This window comes from Streptomyces collinus Tu 365, assembly GCF_000444875.1.
GTDB lineage: Bacteria > Actinomycetota > Actinomycetes > Streptomycetales > Streptomycetaceae > Streptomyces > Streptomyces collinus_A.
In genome coordinates, this window is sequence record NC_021985.1 from 1321675 (window position 1) to 1337850 (window position 16176).

A 16176-nucleotide genomic window follows, 5' to 3' on the forward strand; every position below is an offset into this window, starting at 1 on the left:
GATCTCCCGGACCCACCGCGGCCCAGGCCCTGGACCTAGAGCCCGCTCACCCGCAAGGTGATGTTCAGCCGCCCGGTGAGCCCCAGCTCCGGCGGCGCCGTGCCGGGGTGCACGCGCGGCACCCCGTGGTACGCGAACCGGGACGGCCCGCCGAAGACGAAGAGGTCCCCGCTGCGCAGCTCCACGTCGGTGTACGGCTTCGTGCGGGTGCGCGGGTTGCCGAAGCGGAAGACGCAGGTGTCGCCGAGGCTCAGCGACACGACCGGCGCCGGCACCCGCTCGTCGCTGTCGCGGTGCATGCCCATGCGGGCGTCGCCGTCGTAGAAGTTGATCAGCGCGATGTCGTACGGCCGCTCCGGTACCGCCCGCGGGCCGAGCGCGTCGGCCACCGCGTCCCGGCTCAGCTCGCCCAGCCAGTCCGGGAACGGCTTCACCGGGGCGCCGTCTCCGTCGACGACCGTAGGGGCGTAGGCGTACGGGTACCAGTGCCAGCCCAGGCAGACCTGCCGGGCGGACATCGTGCCGCCGCCCGGCGTGCGGACGGTGCGCAGCCCGGCCGGGGGGCGCGCCCACTCCCGGCAGGCGGCGAGCAGCGCACGCTGCCGCTCGGCACCGAGCCAGTGCGGGACGTGCACGGCGCTCGGCGCGACCTCGGCCCGCCCCCGTTCGAACAGTTCCACGTCCATGCGCTCCATCCTGCCCGAGCGCCGGGCGACCGGCCCTGAGCTGCGGCTCGGCTAGCCTGGAGCACGATGAACGACCGTATGACGACTCCGTGGGCCGAGTTCGAGCTGTCCCGCTTCCCCGAGGACCCCCGCGACCGGCTGCGCGCCTGGGACGCCTCCGACGCGTACCTGCTGCGGCACCTGGCCGAGGAGGGCGTGCCGCTCACCGGCACGGTCGTGGTGCTCGGCGACCGCTGGGGCGCACTGGCGACGGCCCTCGCGGAGCACCGGCCGACGCAGATCACCGACTCCTTCCTCAGCCAGGAGGCGACCCGGGCGAACCTGGCGCGGGCCGGTGTCGAACCCGGTGCCGTGCGCCTGCTGACCACCCAGGACCCGCCGCCGGAACGGGTGGACGTGCTGCTCGTGCGCGTGCCCAAGAGCCTGGCGCTGCTGGAGGACCAGTTGCTGCGGCTCGCTCCGGCGGTGCACGCGGACACGGTGGTCGTCGGCACCGGGATGGTCAAGGAGATCCACACCTCGACGCTGCGGCTGTTCGAGCGGATCCTCGGGCCGACCCGCACGTCGCTGGCGCGGCAGAAGGCGCGGCTCGTCTTCTGCGCCCCCGACCCGGAGCTGCGCCGGCCGGCCAACCCGTGGCCGTACAGCTACGCGCTCCCGGACGGGGTCGGCGCGGTCTCGGGGCACACGGTGGTGAACCACGCGGGTGTCTTCTGCGCCGACCGGCTCGACATCGGCACCCGGTTCTTCCTGCGGCACCTGCCGGCCGGCCCCGGCGCGGGGCGTGTGGTGGACCTGGGCTGCGGTAACGGGGTCGTCGGCACGGCGGTGGCGCTGGCCGATCCGGAGGCCGAGGTGCTGTTCGTCGACGAGTCGTTCCAGGCGGTCGCCTCGGCGGAGGCGACCTACAAGGCCAACGGGGTGCCCGGGCACGCCGAGTTCCGGGTCGGGGACGGCCTGGCCGGGGTCGCGCCGGACAGTGTGGACCTCGTCCTGAACAACCCGCCGTTCCACTCCCACCAGGCGACGACGGACGCGACGGCGTGGCGGATGTTCACCGGGGCGAAACGCGCGCTGCGTCCGGGTGGCGAGTTGTGGGTGATCGGCAACCGGCACCTGGGCTACCACGTCACGCTGAAGCGGCTGTTCGGCAACAGCCGGCTGGTGGCGAGCGACCCGAAGTTCGTGGTGCTGAAGGCCGTCAAGCGGGGCTAGCGCGTCTGAAGGGCGTCAAGCGCGGCCGGCACGCCCGCTCCGGGCCCCGCCGAGCACGCCGATGATGCGGGCCACCTCCCGGGCCATGGCGTCCCGGCCCACGCTGAGGTACTTGCGGGAGTCGACGGCCTCCGGATGGGTGGCGAGGAAGTCCCGGACGGCGCCGGTCATCGCCGCGTTGAGGGCGGTGCCGACGTTGACCTTGGCGATGCCGCCCGCGACCGCGGCGACCAGCCCGTCGTCCGGCACGCCGGAGGAGCCGTGCAGGACGAGCGGGACGGTCAGGGCGGCGGACAGCCGCTTGAGCAGCCCGTGGTCGAGGGTGGCGGTACGGGTGGTCATGGCGTGCGCGCTGCCGATGGCCACGGCGAGCGCGTCGACCTCGGTACCGGCGACGAAGTCGTGCGCCTGGTCGGGGTCGGTGCGCGCGCCGGGTGCGTGGGCGTCCAGCGCGGGCAGCCCTGCCTTGCCGCCGATCTGCCCCAACTCCGCCTCGATCCACAGACCTTGGGCATGCGCCCAGTCGGCCGCCGCCCGGGTGGCGGCGAGGTTGTCGGCGTAGGAGAGCCGGGCGGCGTCGTACATCACCGAGCTGAACCCGGCCTCGGGCGCCTGGCGCAGCAGGTCGGCGCTCTGGACGTGGTCGAGGTGCAGGGCGACGGGCACGTCCGCGTGTTCGGCCGCCGCGACGGCGGCGCGGGCGAGCGGCAGCAGCCGTCCGTAGCGGAACTTGACGGCGTTCTCGCTGACCTGGAGGACCACGGGGGCACCGGCGGACTCGGCTCCGGCGATGACGGCCTCGACGTGTTCCAGGGTGATGATGTTGAAGGCGGCGACCGCGGAGCGGGCTCCGGCGGCCCAGCCGACCAGTTCGCCGGTGGTCACGAGGGGCACGGCTTGTCTCCCTTCGGGGTGGGGGTCAAGGAGCGAGGATCACCGAGCGGGTGAGGTGGCGCGGCCGGTCCGGGTCGAGTCCTCGGTGGGCGGCGACGGCGACGGCGAGGCGCTGGACGCGGACGAGTTCGGCCAGCGGGTCGAGGGTGCCCTCGACCCAGTGGCCGCCGGTGGCGCGCACCTGTTCGGCGAGGCCGGCGGGTGCCTCGCCGAGCATCCAGGTCGCGGTGCCCTCGGTGGTGATGCTGATGGGCCCGTGCCGGTACTCCATCGCCGGGTACGCCTCGGTCCAGGACAGGGACGCCTCGCGCATCTTGAGGCCGGCCTCGTTGGCCAGCCCGACGGTCCAGCCCCGGCCGAGGAAGGTGAACTGGGCGCAGTCGACGAGTCCTTCGGGCAGCGGGGCCGTCAGGGCGGTGCGGGCGTCGGTGACGGCCGCGTCGGTGTGCAGGCCGAGGTGGGCGCGCAGGAGGGTGAGCGCGGTGGTGGCGAAGCGGGTCTGGACGACGGAGCGTTCGTCGGCGAAGTCGAGGACGACGAGGTCGTCGGCGGCCGTCGCCACGGGGGTGGCCGGGTCGGCGGTGACGGCCGTGGTCCGCGCGCCGCCGCGCACCTTGCCGAGGAGGTCGAGCACTTCGGTGGTGGTGCCGGAGCGGGTGAGGGCGACGATCCGGTCGTAGGACCGGCCGCGCGGGAACTCGGAGGCGGCGAAGGCGTCCGTCTCGCCCTGCCCGGTGGCCTCCCGCAGCGCGGCCACCGCCTGTGCCATGAAGTACGACGTCCCGCACCCGACGACGGCGACCCGCTCCCCGGCGTCGGGCAGGGCGTCGGCGTACCGCCCGGCCTCGTGGGCCGCGCGCGTCCAGCAGTCCGGCTGGCTGTTCAGCTCGTCCTCGACATGGCTCATGCCACACCCCTCCCTTGCTGATTGTTCTTGCAAGATATAGCGCACTTTCGAGCACAATCAAGCAGCCGCGCGCGAAGACGGGTGCGCTAGGGTCGCCGGGAGGACGGAGAACGGAGGCTGCGGATGTCCCGGGACGCCCGCTGGAAGGCGCTGCTCGAACTGCTCGTCGAGCGCGGGCGGCTGGAGGTCGAGGAGGCGGCGGCCGGGCTGGGTGTGTCGGCGGCGACGATCCGCCGCGACTTCGACCAGCTCGCCGAGCAGCAGATGCTGGTGCGCACCCGGGGCGGGGCCGTGGTGCACGGGGTGTCGTACGAGCTGCCCCTGCGCTACAAGACGGCCCGCCGCGCCTCGGAGAAGCAGCGGATCGCCAAGGCGGTGGCGGACCTCGTGACACCCGGCGAGGCGGTCGGGCTGACCGGCGGCACCACCACCACGGAGGTGGCCCGCGCGCTGGCCGTGCGCGGCGACCTCGGCTCCGGCTCGCCCGCGCTGACCGTGGTGACGAACGCGCTCAACATCGCCAACGAGCTGGCGGTGCGGCCCCAGTTCAAGATCGTGGTGACCGGCGGGGTCGCCCGTCCGCAGTCCTACGAGCTGATCGGTCCGCTCGCGGACGGCGTGCTCGGCCAGATCACCCTGGACGTCGCCGTCCTCGGCGTGGTCGCGTTCGACGTCACGCACGGCGCGGCGGCGCACGACGAGGCGGAGGCCGCGATCAACCGGCTGCTGTGCGAGCGCGCCGCGCGGGTGGTCGTGGCCGCCGACTCCAGCAAGCTGAGCCGGCGGGCGTTCGCCCGCATCTGCGCGACGGAAGCGGTGGACACGCTGGTCACCGACGCGGCGGCGGACGAGGACACCGTGCGCGACTTCGAGGAGGCGGGGGTCCGGGTCCTCGCCGTCTAGGGCCTGTCGCGGAAGTGGTCCCCGTGGTCCGCCTTCACGAACCCCGCCCCGCGCTGGTCGTTGCAGCCGGACACCGCCCGGCCGACCGGGTCGGGCCAGGACTGCCGTGCCTGGAGTGCCACGCTGACCAGGGTCAGCAGGAGATCGACGTCGCTCGCGGCGTCGAGGCGGAGGGTCACCCAGGGCGAGCCGGGGACGACCCTGATGGCACCCGAACCCTTGAAGTCCTTGGTGAACCGCCGGACGGCCCGGTCGGTCAGCAGGAGGTCGACGTCACGGTCCGAATGGAAGTGGGCGATCTCGCCCTGGGCCGAGCGCACGGCCTGCCCCAGGCCGCAGCTCGGGACGGACTGTCTCAGGTCCGGCCAGGTCGCCAGTTGCGCAAGTGCGCGCGAGGCCAACGTCATGGGCCCATCATGACCTGCTCACCCCTCCGCAACCAGCGCGTGCGCAAGCATTAACCGACCTGTTTCCGACGGCGGATCGTCCGGATCACGGCATGCCGGCCCCCGAACCGGCCCCTGCGCGAACCCCGTTGACCGACCGCGACCAGGCGCTCACCGCGAAGTGTCCGCTGGTCGGGAGTACTTCGGGGCGCTTCCCGCCTACGGGACTCCGCCCGAGGAACAGCCGTACGCGTGACAGAGGCGAACGATCGCTCACCGGCACCCGCGACCCGGCCGTCGGGGCCCCTCTTGCCGGAGCCCGGCGCCCACACCTAGCCTGATTTTGTGCCGCAAATAAACAAAACCCGAACGCACAGCGTCGTGCCGGGCCCCGACCTCACCGCGCTGCGCGTGGCGATCACCGCCTTCTTCGCCCTGGACGGCTTCGTCTTCGCGGGGTGGGTCGTCCGTATCCCCGACATCAAGCACCAGACCCACGCCTCCGTGGGCTCACTCGGCCTCGCGCTCCTCGGTGTCTCGGCCGGGGCGGTCGTGACGATGACGCTCACCGGACGGCTGTGCCGCCGCTTCGGCAGCCACCTGGTGACAGTCGTCTGCGCGGTGCTGCTCTCGCTCGGCGTCGCCCTGCCCCCGCTCACCCACTCCGCCCTGGCCCTCGGCACCGTCCTCCTGGTGTTCGGCGCGGCCTACGGGGGCATCAACGTGGCCTTCAACAGTGCCGCCGTCGATCTGGTCGCCGCGCTCGGCCGGCCGGTGATGCCCACCTTCCACGCGGCGTTCAGCCTGGGCGGGATGGTCGGCGCGGGCCTCGGCGGACTCCTCGCCGGCACCCTCTCCCCCACCCGCCACCTGCTCGGCCTGACCCTCACCGGCCTGCTGGTCACCCTGGTCGCGGGACGCGCCCTGCTCCGGCACGAGCCGCCGCCCCCACCCGGCCGCGCCCACCCCGAACCGGCCGGCGGCCGGCACCCCGGCGACCGGGTCCGCGGCCCGGTCCTCGTCCTCGGCCTGATCGCCCTGTGCACCGCCTACGGCGAGGGTGCGATGGCCGACTGGGGCGCCCTCCACCTCAAGCAGGACCTGGCGGCGTCGCCCGCGACGGCGGCGGCCGGCTACGCGTGCTTCGCGCTCGCCATGACCGTCGGCCGGCTGAGCGGGACGCGGCTGCTGGAACTCCTCGGGCGGACCCGGACCGTGATAGCCGGCGGCACCACCGCGGCGACCGGCATGCTGCTCGCCTCGCTCGCCCCCGCCCTGTGGGCGGCACTGCTCGGCTTCGCGGTCACCGGTCTGGGACTGGCGAACCTGTTCCCCGTGGCCGTGGAGCGCGCGGGCGCACTGGCCGGCCCGTCCGGCGTCGCCGTCGCCTCCACGCTCGGCTACGGCGGCATGCTCCTCGGACCACCCGCGATCGGCTTCATGGCCGACTGGTCCTCCCTCCCCACGGCCCTGCTCAGCGTCGCCGTACTGGCCGCGATCGCCGCGGCGGTCGGGGGGCTGATGACCCGCCGGGTGATGAGCATGAGCCCCTGAGGCGCCGCACCTCCGGGGTCACACCACCGGAACGCCGCGCCTCCGGGGCCACAGCATCGGGCGGCGCGTGACACCGCGAACAGCGGGGGAAGCGGCGGCGGTTCGACGGAAACCGGTCGGGCGGACCCGCACCGCCGGGCCCCGCCGTCCGGCACACTCACCTCCATGGAGACTGCCGAATTCCTCACGACCCTGGACCGGGAGGGTCGCCTGCTGGCCGCGGCCGCCGCCGAGGCCGGTACCGACGCCAAGGTGCCCACCTGCCCCGAGTGGCAGGTCGCGGACCTGTTGCGGCACACCGGTGCGGTGCACCGGTGGGCCGCCGCGCTGGTCGCCGACGGACACACCGCTCCCCGGCCGCTCGGTGACGGCCCGGACCTGGACGGCGCCGGGCTGGTGGCCTGGTACCGGGACAGTCACCGGCTGCTGGTCGACACCCTGGCCGGCGCGCCGGCCGACCTGGAGTGCTGGACCTTCCATCCGGCGCCCTGCCCCTCGCCGCTGGCGTTCTGGACGCGGCGGCAGGCGCACGAGACGGCCGTCCACCGTTACGACGCGGAGAGCGCCCGGGGCGGCACGGCGTCCCCGATCGACGCCGGCTTCGCGGCCGACGGGATCGACGAACTGCTGCGCGGCTTCCACGCCCGCCCCAGGAGCCGGGTGCGCACCGAGCGGCCGCGGGTGCTCCGGGTGCGGGCGGTGGACGCGGGCGCGGACGCCGTGTGGACCGTACGGCTCTCCACCGAACCGCCGGTGGCCTCGCGGGACGCGGCGGGCGACGCCAAGGCCGAACTCATCGGCCCCGCCGAGCGGTTGTACCTGGCGCTGTGGAACCGGGAGGCCGTGCCGAGCGTGACGGGCGACCGTTCGCTGGCGACGCTGTGGCGGGAGACCTCCGGGATCTGAGACCCGCCGCCCCCATCGGCTCAGCCGTCGGCAGGACCGGCCTCGGCGAGCATCCTGGTCAGCACCGCGCGCTGCACGGGCCGCACCTCACCGTGCAGCGCGCGCCCCTTGGCCGTGAGGGCGACGCGGACCCCGCGCCGGTCCTCGGGGCACATGGCACGCTCCACGAGGCCGTCCTTCTCCAGGCGGCCGATGAGGCGGGAGAGCGCGCTCTGGCTGAGGTGCACCCGTTCCGAGATCTCCTGCACGCGGTAGGCGCAGCCGCCGTCCGCCGCCGCCCCTTCGGAGAGCAGGTCCAGGACCTCGAAGTCGCTGGCGCACAGGCCGTGCCCGTGCAGCGCGCGGTCCAGCTCGCACTGGGTGCGGGCGTGCAGGGACAGGATGTCCCGCCACTGCTCCACGAGCGCCCGCTCGGGCGTGTTCGCCGCCATGCGCGCACCGTAGCAGAGAACAAGTTTCATTGCATCGACATTAAATGCATTTGCATTGAATGCATGCGCATGTAGTCTCTTTGCCATGACCTCTCCGCTCACCATCCCCGCGACCCCGTCCCCGGCGGTCCGCTGGACCCCCCGGCTGTGGGGCACGCTGCTGGTGCTGTGCGCCGCGATGTTCCTGGACGCGCTCGACGTCTCGATGGTCGGCGTCGCGCTGCCGTCCATCGGCACCGACCTCCACCTGTCCACCTCGACGCTGCAATGGATCGTCAGCGGCTACATCCTGGGATACGGCGGACTGCTCCTGCTCGGCGGCCGCACCGCCGACCTGCTGGGCCGGCGCCAGGTGTTCCTGGTGGCGCTCGGCGTCTTCGCGCTCGCCTCGCTGCTCGGCGGGCTCGTGGACTCCGGGCCGCTGCTGATCGCCAGCCGCTTCGTGAAGGGCCTGAGCGCCGCCTTCACCGCGCCCGCCGGCCTGTCCATCATCACCACGACGTTCCCGGAGGGCCCGCTGCGCAACCGCGCCCTCTCCATCTACACCACCTGCGCCGCCACCGGCTTCTCCATGGGCCTGGTCCTGTCCGGGCTGCTCACCGAGGCCAGCTGGCGCCTCACCATGCTGCTGCCCGCACCCATCGCGCTCGGCGCCCTCGCCGCGGGCCTCAGGCTGCTGCCGCGCAGCGCACGGGAGGAGAACCACGCCGGCTACGACGTGCCGGGTGCCGTCCTCGGCACCGCGTCGATGCTGCTGCTGGTCTTCACCGTCGTCCAGGCGCCCGGGGCCGGCTGGGCCTCGGCCCGGACACTGGGGTCGTTCCTCGCCGTCGCCGTCCTGCTCACCGCCTTCGTCCTGGTCGAGCGGCGCTCGCCGAGCCCGCTGATCCGGCTCGGCGTGCTGCGCTCGGGCAGCCAGGTTCGCGCCCAGCTCGGAGCGGTGGCCTTCTTCGGCTCCTACGTCGGCTTCCAGTTCCTGACGACCCTGTACATGCAGTCCCTGCTGGGCTGGTCGGCGCTGCACACGGCACTGGCCTTCCTGCCGGCGGGCGCGCTCGTCGCGGTGTCCTCGACGAAGGTCGGCGCGGTCGTCGACCGGTTCGGCACCCCGCGGCTGATCGCGGCCGGCTTCGCACTGATGGTCGCCGGGTACGCGCTGTTCCTGCGGATCGACCTGGACCCGGTGTACGCGGCCGTGATCCTGCCGTCGATGCTGCTGATCGGCGCGGCCTGCGCCCTGGTCTTCCCCTCGCTCAACATCCAGGCCACCAACGGGGTCGAGGACCACGAGCAGGGCATGGTCTCGGGTCTGCTCAACACCTCGGTGCAGGTGGGCGGGGCGGTCTTCCTGGCCGTCGTGACCGCCGTGGTGACCGCGGCCGCCCCGGCGCACCCCACCGCGCACGCCGTCCTCGACAGCTACCGGCCGGGCTTCATGGTCGTCACGGGCGTCGCGGTGGCCGGTCTGCTGATCACCCTCACCGGCCTGCGGGACCGGCGCCCCCGCCCGTCCGTCGTGGTCGCCCGGTCCACCGTGGAGGCGTCGGCGTCGGCGTCGACCGAGGCGGAGGCGGAGGCGGAGCGCGTGGCCGTTCGCGACTAGCTCCGCCGGCTTCCCGCCACCCCGGCCGGGGTCCTCCCGGCCGGGGTCCTCCGGGTCAGCCCAGCCAGCCCGGCCGCACCAGCCCGGACTCGTAGGCGAGGACGACGAGTTGGGCGCGGTCCCGGGCGCCCAGCTTGACCATGGTGCGGCTCACGTGGGTCTTGGCGGTGAGGGGGCTGACCACCAGGCGGCGGGCGATCTCCTCGTTGGACAGCCCGATGCCGACCAGGGCCATCACCTCGCGCTCGCGCTCGGTGAGCAGCGCGAGCGCGTCGGCGGCGGCCGGTTCCTTGGAACGGGCCGCGAACTCGGCGATGAGACGGCGGGTGACGCCCGGGGACAGCAGCGCGTCGCCCGCGACCACCGCCCGTACGGCACGCAGGAGTTCGTCGGGCTCGGTGTCCTTCACCAGGAACCCCGAGGCGCCCGCGCGGATCGCCTCGAAGACGTACTCGTCGAGTTCGAAGGTGGTCAGCATGACCACCCTCACGTCGCCCAGCCCGGCATCCCCGGTGATGCGCCGGGTCGCGGCCAGGCCGTCGAGGCGCGGCATGCGGATGTCCATCAGGACGACGTCGGGCCGCTGTTCGCGCACCAGGCGCACGGCCTCCTCGCCGTCCGCCGCCTCCCCCGCCACCTCGATGTCCGGCTGCGCGTCGAGCAGCGCCCCGAACCCGGCCCGCACGAGCGACTGGTCGTCGGCGAGCAGTACCCGGATCACTGGTCCTCCCCGGGGTGCGCGGGCAGTACGGCGAGCACCCGGAAGCCGCCGTCGGGGCGCGGGCCCGCCTCGATGGTGCCACCCAGCGCGGCCGCCCGCTCCCGCATGCCGGCCAGCCCGTTGCCGCTGCCGCCCGCGGCGGTGCCGGTCGCGGGTCCGTCGTCGTCGACCCGTAGCCGCAGCAGGGCGCCGTCGTCTGCGAACCGCACGCGCGCGTGCCGTGATCCCGAGTGCCGGACGACGTTGGTCAGGGCCTCCTGCACGATACGGAAGGCCGCCAGGTCGGCACCGGGCGACAGGTGCGGGGGTTCGCCCCGGACGTCGACGATGAGGCCGGCGGCAGCTGCCTGTTCGACCAGTTCCGGCAGCCGGTCGAGGCCGGGGGCGGGGGCGCGCGGCGCGGCACCGGGGGCGCGCAGGGTGTCGAGGACCTGGCGCACCTCGCCGAGCGCCTCCTTGCTGGCGGCCTTGATGGTGGTGAGCGCCGTGCGCGCCTGCTCGGGGTCGCTGTCGAGCAGGGCGAGACCCGCGCCCGCCTGGACGTTGATGACGGAGATGCTGTGCGCGAGTACGTCGTGCAGCTCGCGGGCGATCCGCAGCCGTTCCTCGTCCGCGCGGCGCCGGGCGGCCTCGGCCCGGTCGGCGCGCTCCCGGGCCCACTGCTCGCGGCGCACCCGGGCCAGTTCGCAGACCGCCACGACGGCCAGCACCCAGGTGGTGACCACGATCTCCTGGCCCACGGTCGCGGCCTTGTCGCCCGGCGGTGGCAGCACACGGTAGAGCCGGAGTGCCACGAGCGCGTGCCCCGCCCAGAGCAGGCCGAGCGCCGTCCAGGCGGCCCGCCGGTGGCCCGCGACGACCGCGCGGAAGCAGGCGACCACGACGGGCAGCAGGACCGGACCGTAGGGATAGCCGGCGGCCAGGTAGACCAGCGCGAGCGTCGCCGTGCCGAAGACGACGGCCACCGGGTGACGGTGGCGCCACAGCAGCAGGACCGCGCCGGCGAGCAGCAGCACGCGCGCGTACACGTCGAGCGGCTCGCGGTGCGGCTGCGCGTGCGCGGCGAAGGTGGCGCCGGCGAGCACGAACACGGTGATCAGCGCGGTGGACCGCCAGGGCGTGCGGGCCGTGGCCGGCTCCGGGTCGTCGGGGCGCGGCCACCACGGCGGCCCGTGCCGCCACCGGTCCGTGGTGCCGCGCTGCTCTTCCATGCCCGCCACGCTAGCCGCCGCCGACGCGCGCGGACGTCAGCCGGGCGAGGTGATCACGGGTACTCCCCGGGGAGTACGGCCGCCCGCCCGCGCGGGTCGGCACCTGTCCCCGTCCACACCGTCGGCCCGGGGCGTCCCTGGCGGTCAGCCCCTGCCCTTCAGCCCCTCGGCCTCGGCGGTGAACAGCACCTCGGGGTCGAAGCCCATGCCGGTGAAGTGACCGGCGAGTTCGAGGGAGAGGACGCCGTGCAGGCGGGTCCAGTAGGCCAGGGCGCGGCGCAGGACGTGCGGCGGGGCCGGGTGGTCGCCCGCCCAGTGGCGGTGGTCCGCGAGATGGGCCTCCAGCGCTTCCGCCTGCGCGGGCGCGCCCTCCTTGGTCGTGTCCGCCGCGTCCGTTCCCACGTCACCCGCCGCCCCCACCGGGTCCTCGGCCGCGCACACGTCGAGGAGGGTCGCCATGATCTCGCGGGCGGTCGCGGTGGTGTCGTCGGGGGCCCGGTAGCCGGGGACCGGGGTGCCGTAGACGAGGAAGTAGCGCTGGGGGTCCTCCAGGGCCCAGCGGCGCATGGCCCGGGCGAGGCCGGACAGCCCCGAGCCCGCGTCGGCCGCGGCGGCGAAGGTGTCGGCCAGGCTGCGGTAGGCGTCCCTGACCAGCTCGGTGATCAGGTCGTCCCGTCCGCCGAAGTACCGGTACAGGGCGGGACCGCTCATCCCCAGTTCCTTGGCGATGGCGTTCAGGGACAGCCCCGACGCCCCGGCCGTGGCGATCTGCTCCCAGGCCCGCGCCTTGATCTCGGCCCGCACCTGGCTGCGGTACCGCTCCCGGGGACTTGCCGCGCCTGCCGCCATGGCTCTCACGCTCCTGGTCTTCGGGGTCGCCTGGGGTTTCAACCTATCACTGGCGAGAGAGCCCATAACGAACGCCAGCCTGACACCTTGACACATTCGGAAAGGAGGGTCATTTTAGTTATAGCTTCTAACGCAAGCGACCGGCTCTTACTCACAACTCTCACCCCGACCTGGAGGTCGTGATGGACGGCAAGGAACTGCTGGAGGTCGTACTGCCGGGCACGGTCGAGCCGGAGGGCCTGGAACTGCGCCACCGGGCCGTTCCCACGCCGGGCCCCGGGCAGATCGTGGTCCGCGTCGAGGCCACCGGCGTGTCCTTCGCCGAGCAGCAGATGCGCCGCGGCCGGTACTACGACCAGCCGCCGTTCCCCTTCGTGCCCGGCTACGACCTGGTCGGCACGGTGCTCACGGCGGGCACCGGCGTCGCGCCCGGCCTCGTGGGCCGGCGGATCGCGGCCCTGGTCAAGGTCGGCGGCTGGGCCAGCCACGTGCTGCTCGACGCGGCCGACGCGGTCCCGGTGCCGGACGGCACCGACGCGGCGGAGGCGGAGACGCTGGTCGTCAACGGGATCACCGCCTGGCAGATGCTGCACCGCAAGGCCCGGGTACGCGACGGCGGGACGATCCTCGTCCACGGCGCGAACGGCGGGGTCGGTACGGTGCTGGTGCAGCTCGCCCGCGCGGCCGGCCTGAAGGTGATCGGCACGGCGTCCACGCGCCACCACGAGACGCTGCGCGCCATGGGCGTGCTCCCCGTCGACTACAGGCAGGACGTCCCGGCCCTGGTCCGGGAGCTGGCACCGGGTGGAGTGGACGCGGTCTTCGACCACCTCGGCGGGCGCAGCGTGACCGACTCGTGGCGGCTGCTCGCGCCCGGCGGGACCCTCGTCGCCTACGGCACCGCCCTCACCCGGGACGACACGGGCTCCAAGCAGTGGCCGGTACTGAAGATCCTCGGCCGGGTGTGGTGGTGGAACGCGCTGCCCAACGGCCGCCACGCGTACTTCTTCAACGTGTGGGCGGGGCGCGCGCTGAGCAAGGACCGCTTCCGTTCCCGGCTGCGCGCCGACCTGACCGAGGTGTTCCAGGCGCTGGGGCGCGGCGAGGTGACCGCGCGGATCGCGGCCCGGCTGCCGCTCACCGAGGTGGCGGAGGCGATGCGGCTGGCCGAGTCGGGCACGGTGGCCGGGAAGGTCGTCCTGGTCCCGGAGGCGTAGACGAGGCCGGCCGGCGGGCCCGGACGCCGGGCCTCAGGGCCTGGCCAGGCCCACGCTGCCGGCGAGCCGGACGGCCGCGTGCCGGAAGAAGGTCTCCCGGTCCTCGACCACCCGGTGGAACTGCCCGAACAGCTCGAATCCGACCAGCCCGAACAGCTCGGCCCAGGCCGCCACCAGGGCCACCGCCGCCTCCGGCGGCAGGTCGGGGGCCAGGTCGGCCGCCATGCGCTCACCCTCGGGGCGCAGTTCGGCGGGCAGCGGCAGGGCGGCGAGTCCCGGCCCCTGGTGGGCGTCGCGGACGATGCCGATGAGGAGCAGACCGACCCGGGCGGCGGCCGGCACGGTGGCCTGGGGGGCGGCGTACCCGGGCACCGGGGAGCCGTAGATCAGGGCGTACTCGTGCGGATGGCCGAGCCCCCAGCAGCGCACCGCCTCGCAGACGGCCGTCCAGCGCCGCACGGGGTCGGCCCCCTGCCCCGCCTTCGCGTGGGCCGCCTCCGCCGCCTCGCCGAGGGAGTCGTAGGCGTCGATGATCAGCGCGGTCAGCAGGTCGTCGCGGCTCGGGAAGTAGCGGTAGACCGCCGAGGAGACCATGCCCAGCTCACGGGCGACGGCCCGCAGCGAGAGCTTGGCGGCACCCTCCGCGGCGAGTTGGCGGCGCGCCGCGTCCTTGATGGCCGCCGTGACTTCGGTCCTGGCTCGCGCGCGGGCGCCCTGTGCGGTGCTCATGGCAGCAGTGTGCCACGCACGCAGAGCAGTGCACACAAATCGGAGCGCCGAACCAAAAAGAGAGCAGTGCTCTTGCCCTGGAGTGCCCACCTGCCCCACACTGAGGTCGAGCGAGAGCACCGCTCTCCCGAACTGTGGGGGTCACCATGTCGTCGTCCGCGCCGTTCTACGTCGAGAGCAGCCCGCTGACCGTCCGGATGAACGGCATGGTCGGCTGGCTCGCCCGGCACGGGCTCAGCCTCGCGGGGAACGCCGAGCTGTCCGTGCGCGGCCGCAAGAGCGGCAAGATGCAGCGCGTCCCGGTCAACCCGCACACCTACCAGGACGGTCAGTACCTCGTCTCCGCCCGCGGCTACTCGCAGTGGGTGCGCAACATGCGGGTCGCCCACGGCGGGGAGCTGCGCGTGGGCCGCAAGGTACGCGCCTTCACCGCGGTGGAGCTTCCCGACGAGGAGAAGCTCCCGGTCCTGCGGACCTACCTGGAGAAGTGGGGCTGGCAGGTCAAGCAGTACTTCGCGGGCGTCACGGCCGATTCCACGGACGAGGAGATCCTCGCGGTGGCCGCCGACCACCCGGTGTTCCGGATCACCGTCACGAAGTGACCGGCTCCTCCGCGGGGGCGGCCGGGGTGCGGTCGAAGGCGGTCAGGGCGCGCTGAGCGAGGGGGTGCGACCGGATCAGCTCGCCCAGGGAGGTCGAGCCGCGCGTGATGTCACGGAACGCCCGCCAGGCCGGGCGGAAGCCGGTGAGGGCCGCGTGGAAGAGGCCGGGGCGCCGTTCGAACGCGGCCAGCATGCGCTTGCCGACGCTCATCTCCACGCCGAGTCCCGCCTTGATGGCGAACGCGTAGTTCAGGGCCTGGCGCCGGGCGTCGACCGCGTCGTGCGCCTCGGAGATCCGCACGGCCCACTCCCCGGCCAGCCGGCCCGAGCGCAGCGCGAAGGAGATGCCCTCTCGGGTCCACGGCTCCAGCAGCCCGGCCGCGTCGCCGCAGACCAGCACCCGGCCGCGGGACAGCGGCGAGTCGTCGGCGCGGCAGCGGGTCAGATGCCCCGAGGAGATGCTCGGCTCGAAGCCCGAGAGGCCCAGCCGCGCGACGAAGTCCTCCAAGTACCGCTTGGTCGCGGCGCCTTCGCCACGGGCCGAGATCACGCCGACCGTGAGGGTGTCGCCCTTGGGGAACACCCAGCCGTAACTGCCGGGCATCGGGCCCCAGTCGATGAGCACCCGCCCCTTCCAGTCCTCGGCGACCGTCGCCGGGACCGGGATCTCCGCCTCGAGGCCGAGGTCGACCTGGTCCAGCTTCACGCCGACGTGCGCCCCTATCCGGCTGGCGCTGCCGTCGGCGCCGACGACCGCGCGGGCCAGCACCGTCTCGCCACCCTGGAGCACCACGGCGACCGTGCGCCGGTCCGGCACCGCGGCGCCGTGCTGCTCGACGCGCTGCACGGTGACGCCCGTGCGCAGTTCGGCGCCCGCCTTCTGGGCGTGCTCGACCAGTTGCTGGTCGAACTCGGGCCGGTTGATCAGTCCGAACAGCATCTGCCTGGAGCGCCGGGTGCGCGTGAAGCGCCCGTTGTGGGAGAAGGTGACCGCGTGCACGCGGTCCTGGAAGGGCAGCTCGAACCCGGGGGGCAGCGCGTCGCGCGAGGGGCCGATGATGCCGCCGCCGCACGTTTTGTAGCGGGGCAACTCGGCTTTCTCCAGCAACAGCACGCGTCGCCCCGCGACCGCCGCCGCGTAGGCCGCCGAGGCCCCCGCGGGTCCCGCGCCCACCACGACGACGTCCCACACCCGCTGCACGTCGTCCGCCGAAGAGTTCTCGCCGCTCACGATGGTCTACTGCTCCGATCAAGCCGCTGCCGCACCTGTCCCCCGCATCCTACGGCGACGATCGCCGCAGGCCACTGTGGGAGGATCGGTGTACTCAGCTGTACAACGTCGCACCTACGAGGAGCGTGCCC

Annotated in this window: 17 protein-coding genes; 7 read left to right on the top strand and 10 right to left on the bottom strand. The window is 73.9% G+C overall.

The annotated features are described in order from the left end of the window. Positions 1–35 precede the first annotated feature (35 nt). Positions 36–686 (bottom strand): alpha-ketoglutarate-dependent dioxygenase AlkB family protein, encoded by a 651-nt coding sequence (locus B446_RS05360; RefSeq protein ID WP_020938397.1) that lies wholly within the window; start codon positions 684–686, stop codon positions 36–38. 78 nt (positions 687–764) lie between these two features. Between B446_RS05360 and B446_RS05365 the strand changes: the two genes are divergently transcribed. Next, the gene (locus tag B446_RS05365) at positions 765–1901 is read left to right on the top strand and encodes a methyltransferase (RefSeq protein ID WP_020938398.1); all 1137 of its coding nucleotides are present in this window, start codon (positions 765–767) and stop codon (positions 1899–1901) included. Between the two features lie 15 nt (positions 1902–1916). Here the strand turns inward: B446_RS05365 and B446_RS05370 are convergent, their stop codons facing one another. Both B446_RS05370 and B446_RS05375 read right to left on the bottom strand, forming a co-directional pair. Beyond that, positions 1917–2795, bottom strand: a complete 879-nt coding sequence (locus tag B446_RS05370) for a class II fructose-bisphosphate aldolase (protein WP_020938399.1) — start codon at positions 2793–2795, stop codon at positions 1917–1919. Between the two features lie 25 nt (positions 2796–2820). Then, entirely contained in the window at positions 2821–3702 is an 882-nt protein-coding gene (locus tag B446_RS05375) for an SIS domain-containing protein (RefSeq protein ID WP_020938400.1), read from the bottom strand. 123 nt (positions 3703–3825) lie between these two features. Between B446_RS05375 and B446_RS05380 the strand changes: the two genes are divergently transcribed. Beyond that, the gene (locus B446_RS05380) at positions 3826–4605 is read left to right on the top strand and encodes a DeoR/GlpR family DNA-binding transcription regulator (protein WP_020938401.1); all 780 of its coding nucleotides are present in this window, start codon (positions 3826–3828) and stop codon (positions 4603–4605) included. On the opposite strand, the gene B446_RS05385 is transcribed toward B446_RS05380, so the two are convergent. Next, positions 4602–5012, bottom strand: a complete 411-nt coding sequence (locus tag B446_RS05385) for a luciferase family protein (RefSeq protein WP_020938402.1) — start codon at positions 5010–5012, stop codon at positions 4602–4604. The genes B446_RS05380 and B446_RS05385 overlap by 4 nt on opposite strands. Before the next feature lie 360 nt (positions 5013–5372). On the opposite strand from B446_RS05385, the gene B446_RS05390 reads away from it, so the two are divergent. Both B446_RS05390 and B446_RS05395 read left to right on the top strand, forming a co-directional pair. Next, complete coding sequence (locus tag B446_RS05390) at positions 5373–6545, top strand: MFS transporter (RefSeq protein ID WP_020938403.1); 1173 nt, start codon at positions 5373–5375, stop codon at positions 6543–6545. Between the two features lie 165 nt (positions 6546–6710). Continuing rightward, the gene (locus tag B446_RS05395; protein ID WP_020938404.1) at positions 6711–7451 is read left to right on the top strand and encodes a maleylpyruvate isomerase family mycothiol-dependent enzyme; all 741 of its coding nucleotides are present in this window, start codon (positions 6711–6713) and stop codon (positions 7449–7451) included. 20 nt (positions 7452–7471) lie between these two features. On the opposite strand, the gene B446_RS05400 is transcribed toward B446_RS05395, so the two are convergent. Beyond that, the gene (locus B446_RS05400; RefSeq protein WP_020938405.1) at positions 7472–7882 is read right to left on the bottom strand and encodes a MarR family winged helix-turn-helix transcriptional regulator; all 411 of its coding nucleotides are present in this window, start codon (positions 7880–7882) and stop codon (positions 7472–7474) included. A gap of 85 nt (positions 7883–7967) precedes the next feature. Between B446_RS05400 and B446_RS05405 the strand changes: the two genes are divergently transcribed. After that, the gene (locus B446_RS05405) at positions 7968–9485 is read left to right on the top strand and encodes an MFS transporter (protein ID WP_020938406.1); all 1518 of its coding nucleotides are present in this window, start codon (positions 7968–7970) and stop codon (positions 9483–9485) included. A gap of 55 nt (positions 9486–9540) precedes the next feature. Here the strand turns inward: B446_RS05405 and B446_RS05410 are convergent, their stop codons facing one another. The 3 genes from B446_RS05410 to B446_RS05420 form a co-directional block, all read right to left on the bottom strand. Then, a complete protein-coding gene (locus tag B446_RS05410; protein WP_020938407.1) occupies positions 9541–10206 on the bottom strand; it encodes a response regulator transcription factor in 666 nt (221 codons plus the stop codon). Continuing rightward, on the bottom strand, positions 10203–11417 hold the full coding sequence (locus B446_RS05415; protein WP_020938408.1) for a sensor histidine kinase: 1215 nt from the start codon (positions 11415–11417) through the stop codon (positions 10203–10205). The genes B446_RS05410 and B446_RS05415 overlap by 4 nt, the downstream gene beginning before the upstream one ends. A gap of 144 nt (positions 11418–11561) precedes the next feature. After that, complete coding sequence (locus tag B446_RS05420) at positions 11562–12266, bottom strand: TetR/AcrR family transcriptional regulator (RefSeq protein ID WP_020938409.1); 705 nt, start codon at positions 12264–12266, stop codon at positions 11562–11564. A gap of 182 nt (positions 12267–12448) precedes the next feature. On the opposite strand from B446_RS05420, the gene B446_RS05425 reads away from it, so the two are divergent. Further along, complete coding sequence (locus B446_RS05425; protein ID WP_020938410.1) at positions 12449–13483, top strand: medium chain dehydrogenase/reductase family protein; 1035 nt, start codon at positions 12449–12451, stop codon at positions 13481–13483. Positions 13484–13516: 33 nt separating this feature from the next. Here the strand turns inward: B446_RS05425 and B446_RS05430 are convergent, their stop codons facing one another. After that, a complete protein-coding gene (locus B446_RS05430) occupies positions 13517–14212 on the bottom strand; it encodes a TetR/AcrR family transcriptional regulator (protein ID WP_020938411.1) in 696 nt (231 codons plus the stop codon). Between the two features lie 146 nt (positions 14213–14358). On the opposite strand from B446_RS05430, the gene B446_RS05435 reads away from it, so the two are divergent. Then, positions 14359–14814: a nitroreductase/quinone reductase family protein gene (locus B446_RS05435; RefSeq protein WP_043477699.1), complete on the top strand. Its 456-nt coding sequence runs from the start codon at positions 14359–14361 to the stop codon at positions 14812–14814. Here B446_RS05435 and B446_RS05440 read toward each other — a convergent pair. Further along, on the bottom strand, positions 14804–16045 hold the full coding sequence (locus tag B446_RS05440) for a geranylgeranyl reductase family protein (protein WP_020938413.1): 1242 nt from the start codon (positions 16043–16045) through the stop codon (positions 14804–14806). The two genes, B446_RS05435 and B446_RS05440, sit on opposite strands and share 11 nt — an antisense overlap. Between the last annotated feature and the right edge of the window lie 131 nt (positions 16046–16176).

Excerpts from the sequence above, each read along its gene's own strand:
- B446_RS05435 (WP_043477699.1), top strand. The coding sequence starts at position 14,359 with ATGTCGTCGTCCGCGCCGTTCTACGTCGAGAGCAGCCCGCTGACCGTC.
- B446_RS05430 (WP_020938411.1), bottom strand. The coding sequence starts at position 14,212 with ATGAGCACCGCACAGGGCGCCCGCGCGCGAGCCAGGACCGAAGTCACG.
- B446_RS05420 (WP_020938409.1), bottom strand. The coding sequence starts at position 12,266 with ATGGCGGCAGGCGCGGCAAGTCCCCGGGAGCGGTACCGCAGCCAGGTG.
- B446_RS05415 (WP_020938408.1), bottom strand. The coding sequence starts at position 11,417 with ATGGAAGAGCAGCGCGGCACCACGGACCGGTGGCGGCACGGGCCGCCG.
- B446_RS05405 (WP_020938406.1), top strand. The coding sequence starts at position 7,968 with ATGACCTCTCCGCTCACCATCCCCGCGACCCCGTCCCCGGCGGTCCGC.
- B446_RS05365 (WP_020938398.1), top strand. The coding sequence starts at position 765 with ATGACGACTCCGTGGGCCGAGTTCGAGCTGTCCCGCTTCCCCGAGGAC.
- B446_RS05375 (WP_020938400.1), bottom strand. The coding sequence starts at position 3,702 with ATGAGCCATGTCGAGGACGAGCTGAACAGCCAGCCGGACTGCTGGACG.
- B446_RS05360 (WP_020938397.1), bottom strand. The coding sequence starts at position 686 with ATGGACGTGGAACTGTTCGAACGGGGGCGGGCCGAGGTCGCGCCGAGC.
- B446_RS05385 (WP_020938402.1), bottom strand. The coding sequence starts at position 5,012 with ATGACGTTGGCCTCGCGCGCACTTGCGCAACTGGCGACCTGGCCGGAC.
- B446_RS05395 (WP_020938404.1), top strand. The coding sequence starts at position 6,711 with ATGGAGACTGCCGAATTCCTCACGACCCTGGACCGGGAGGGTCGCCTG.
- B446_RS05425 (WP_020938410.1), top strand. The coding sequence starts at position 12,449 with ATGGACGGCAAGGAACTGCTGGAGGTCGTACTGCCGGGCACGGTCGAG.
- B446_RS05400 (WP_020938405.1), bottom strand. The coding sequence starts at position 7,882 with ATGGCGGCGAACACGCCCGAGCGGGCGCTCGTGGAGCAGTGGCGGGAC.
- B446_RS05380 (WP_020938401.1), top strand. The coding sequence starts at position 3,826 with ATGTCCCGGGACGCCCGCTGGAAGGCGCTGCTCGAACTGCTCGTCGAG.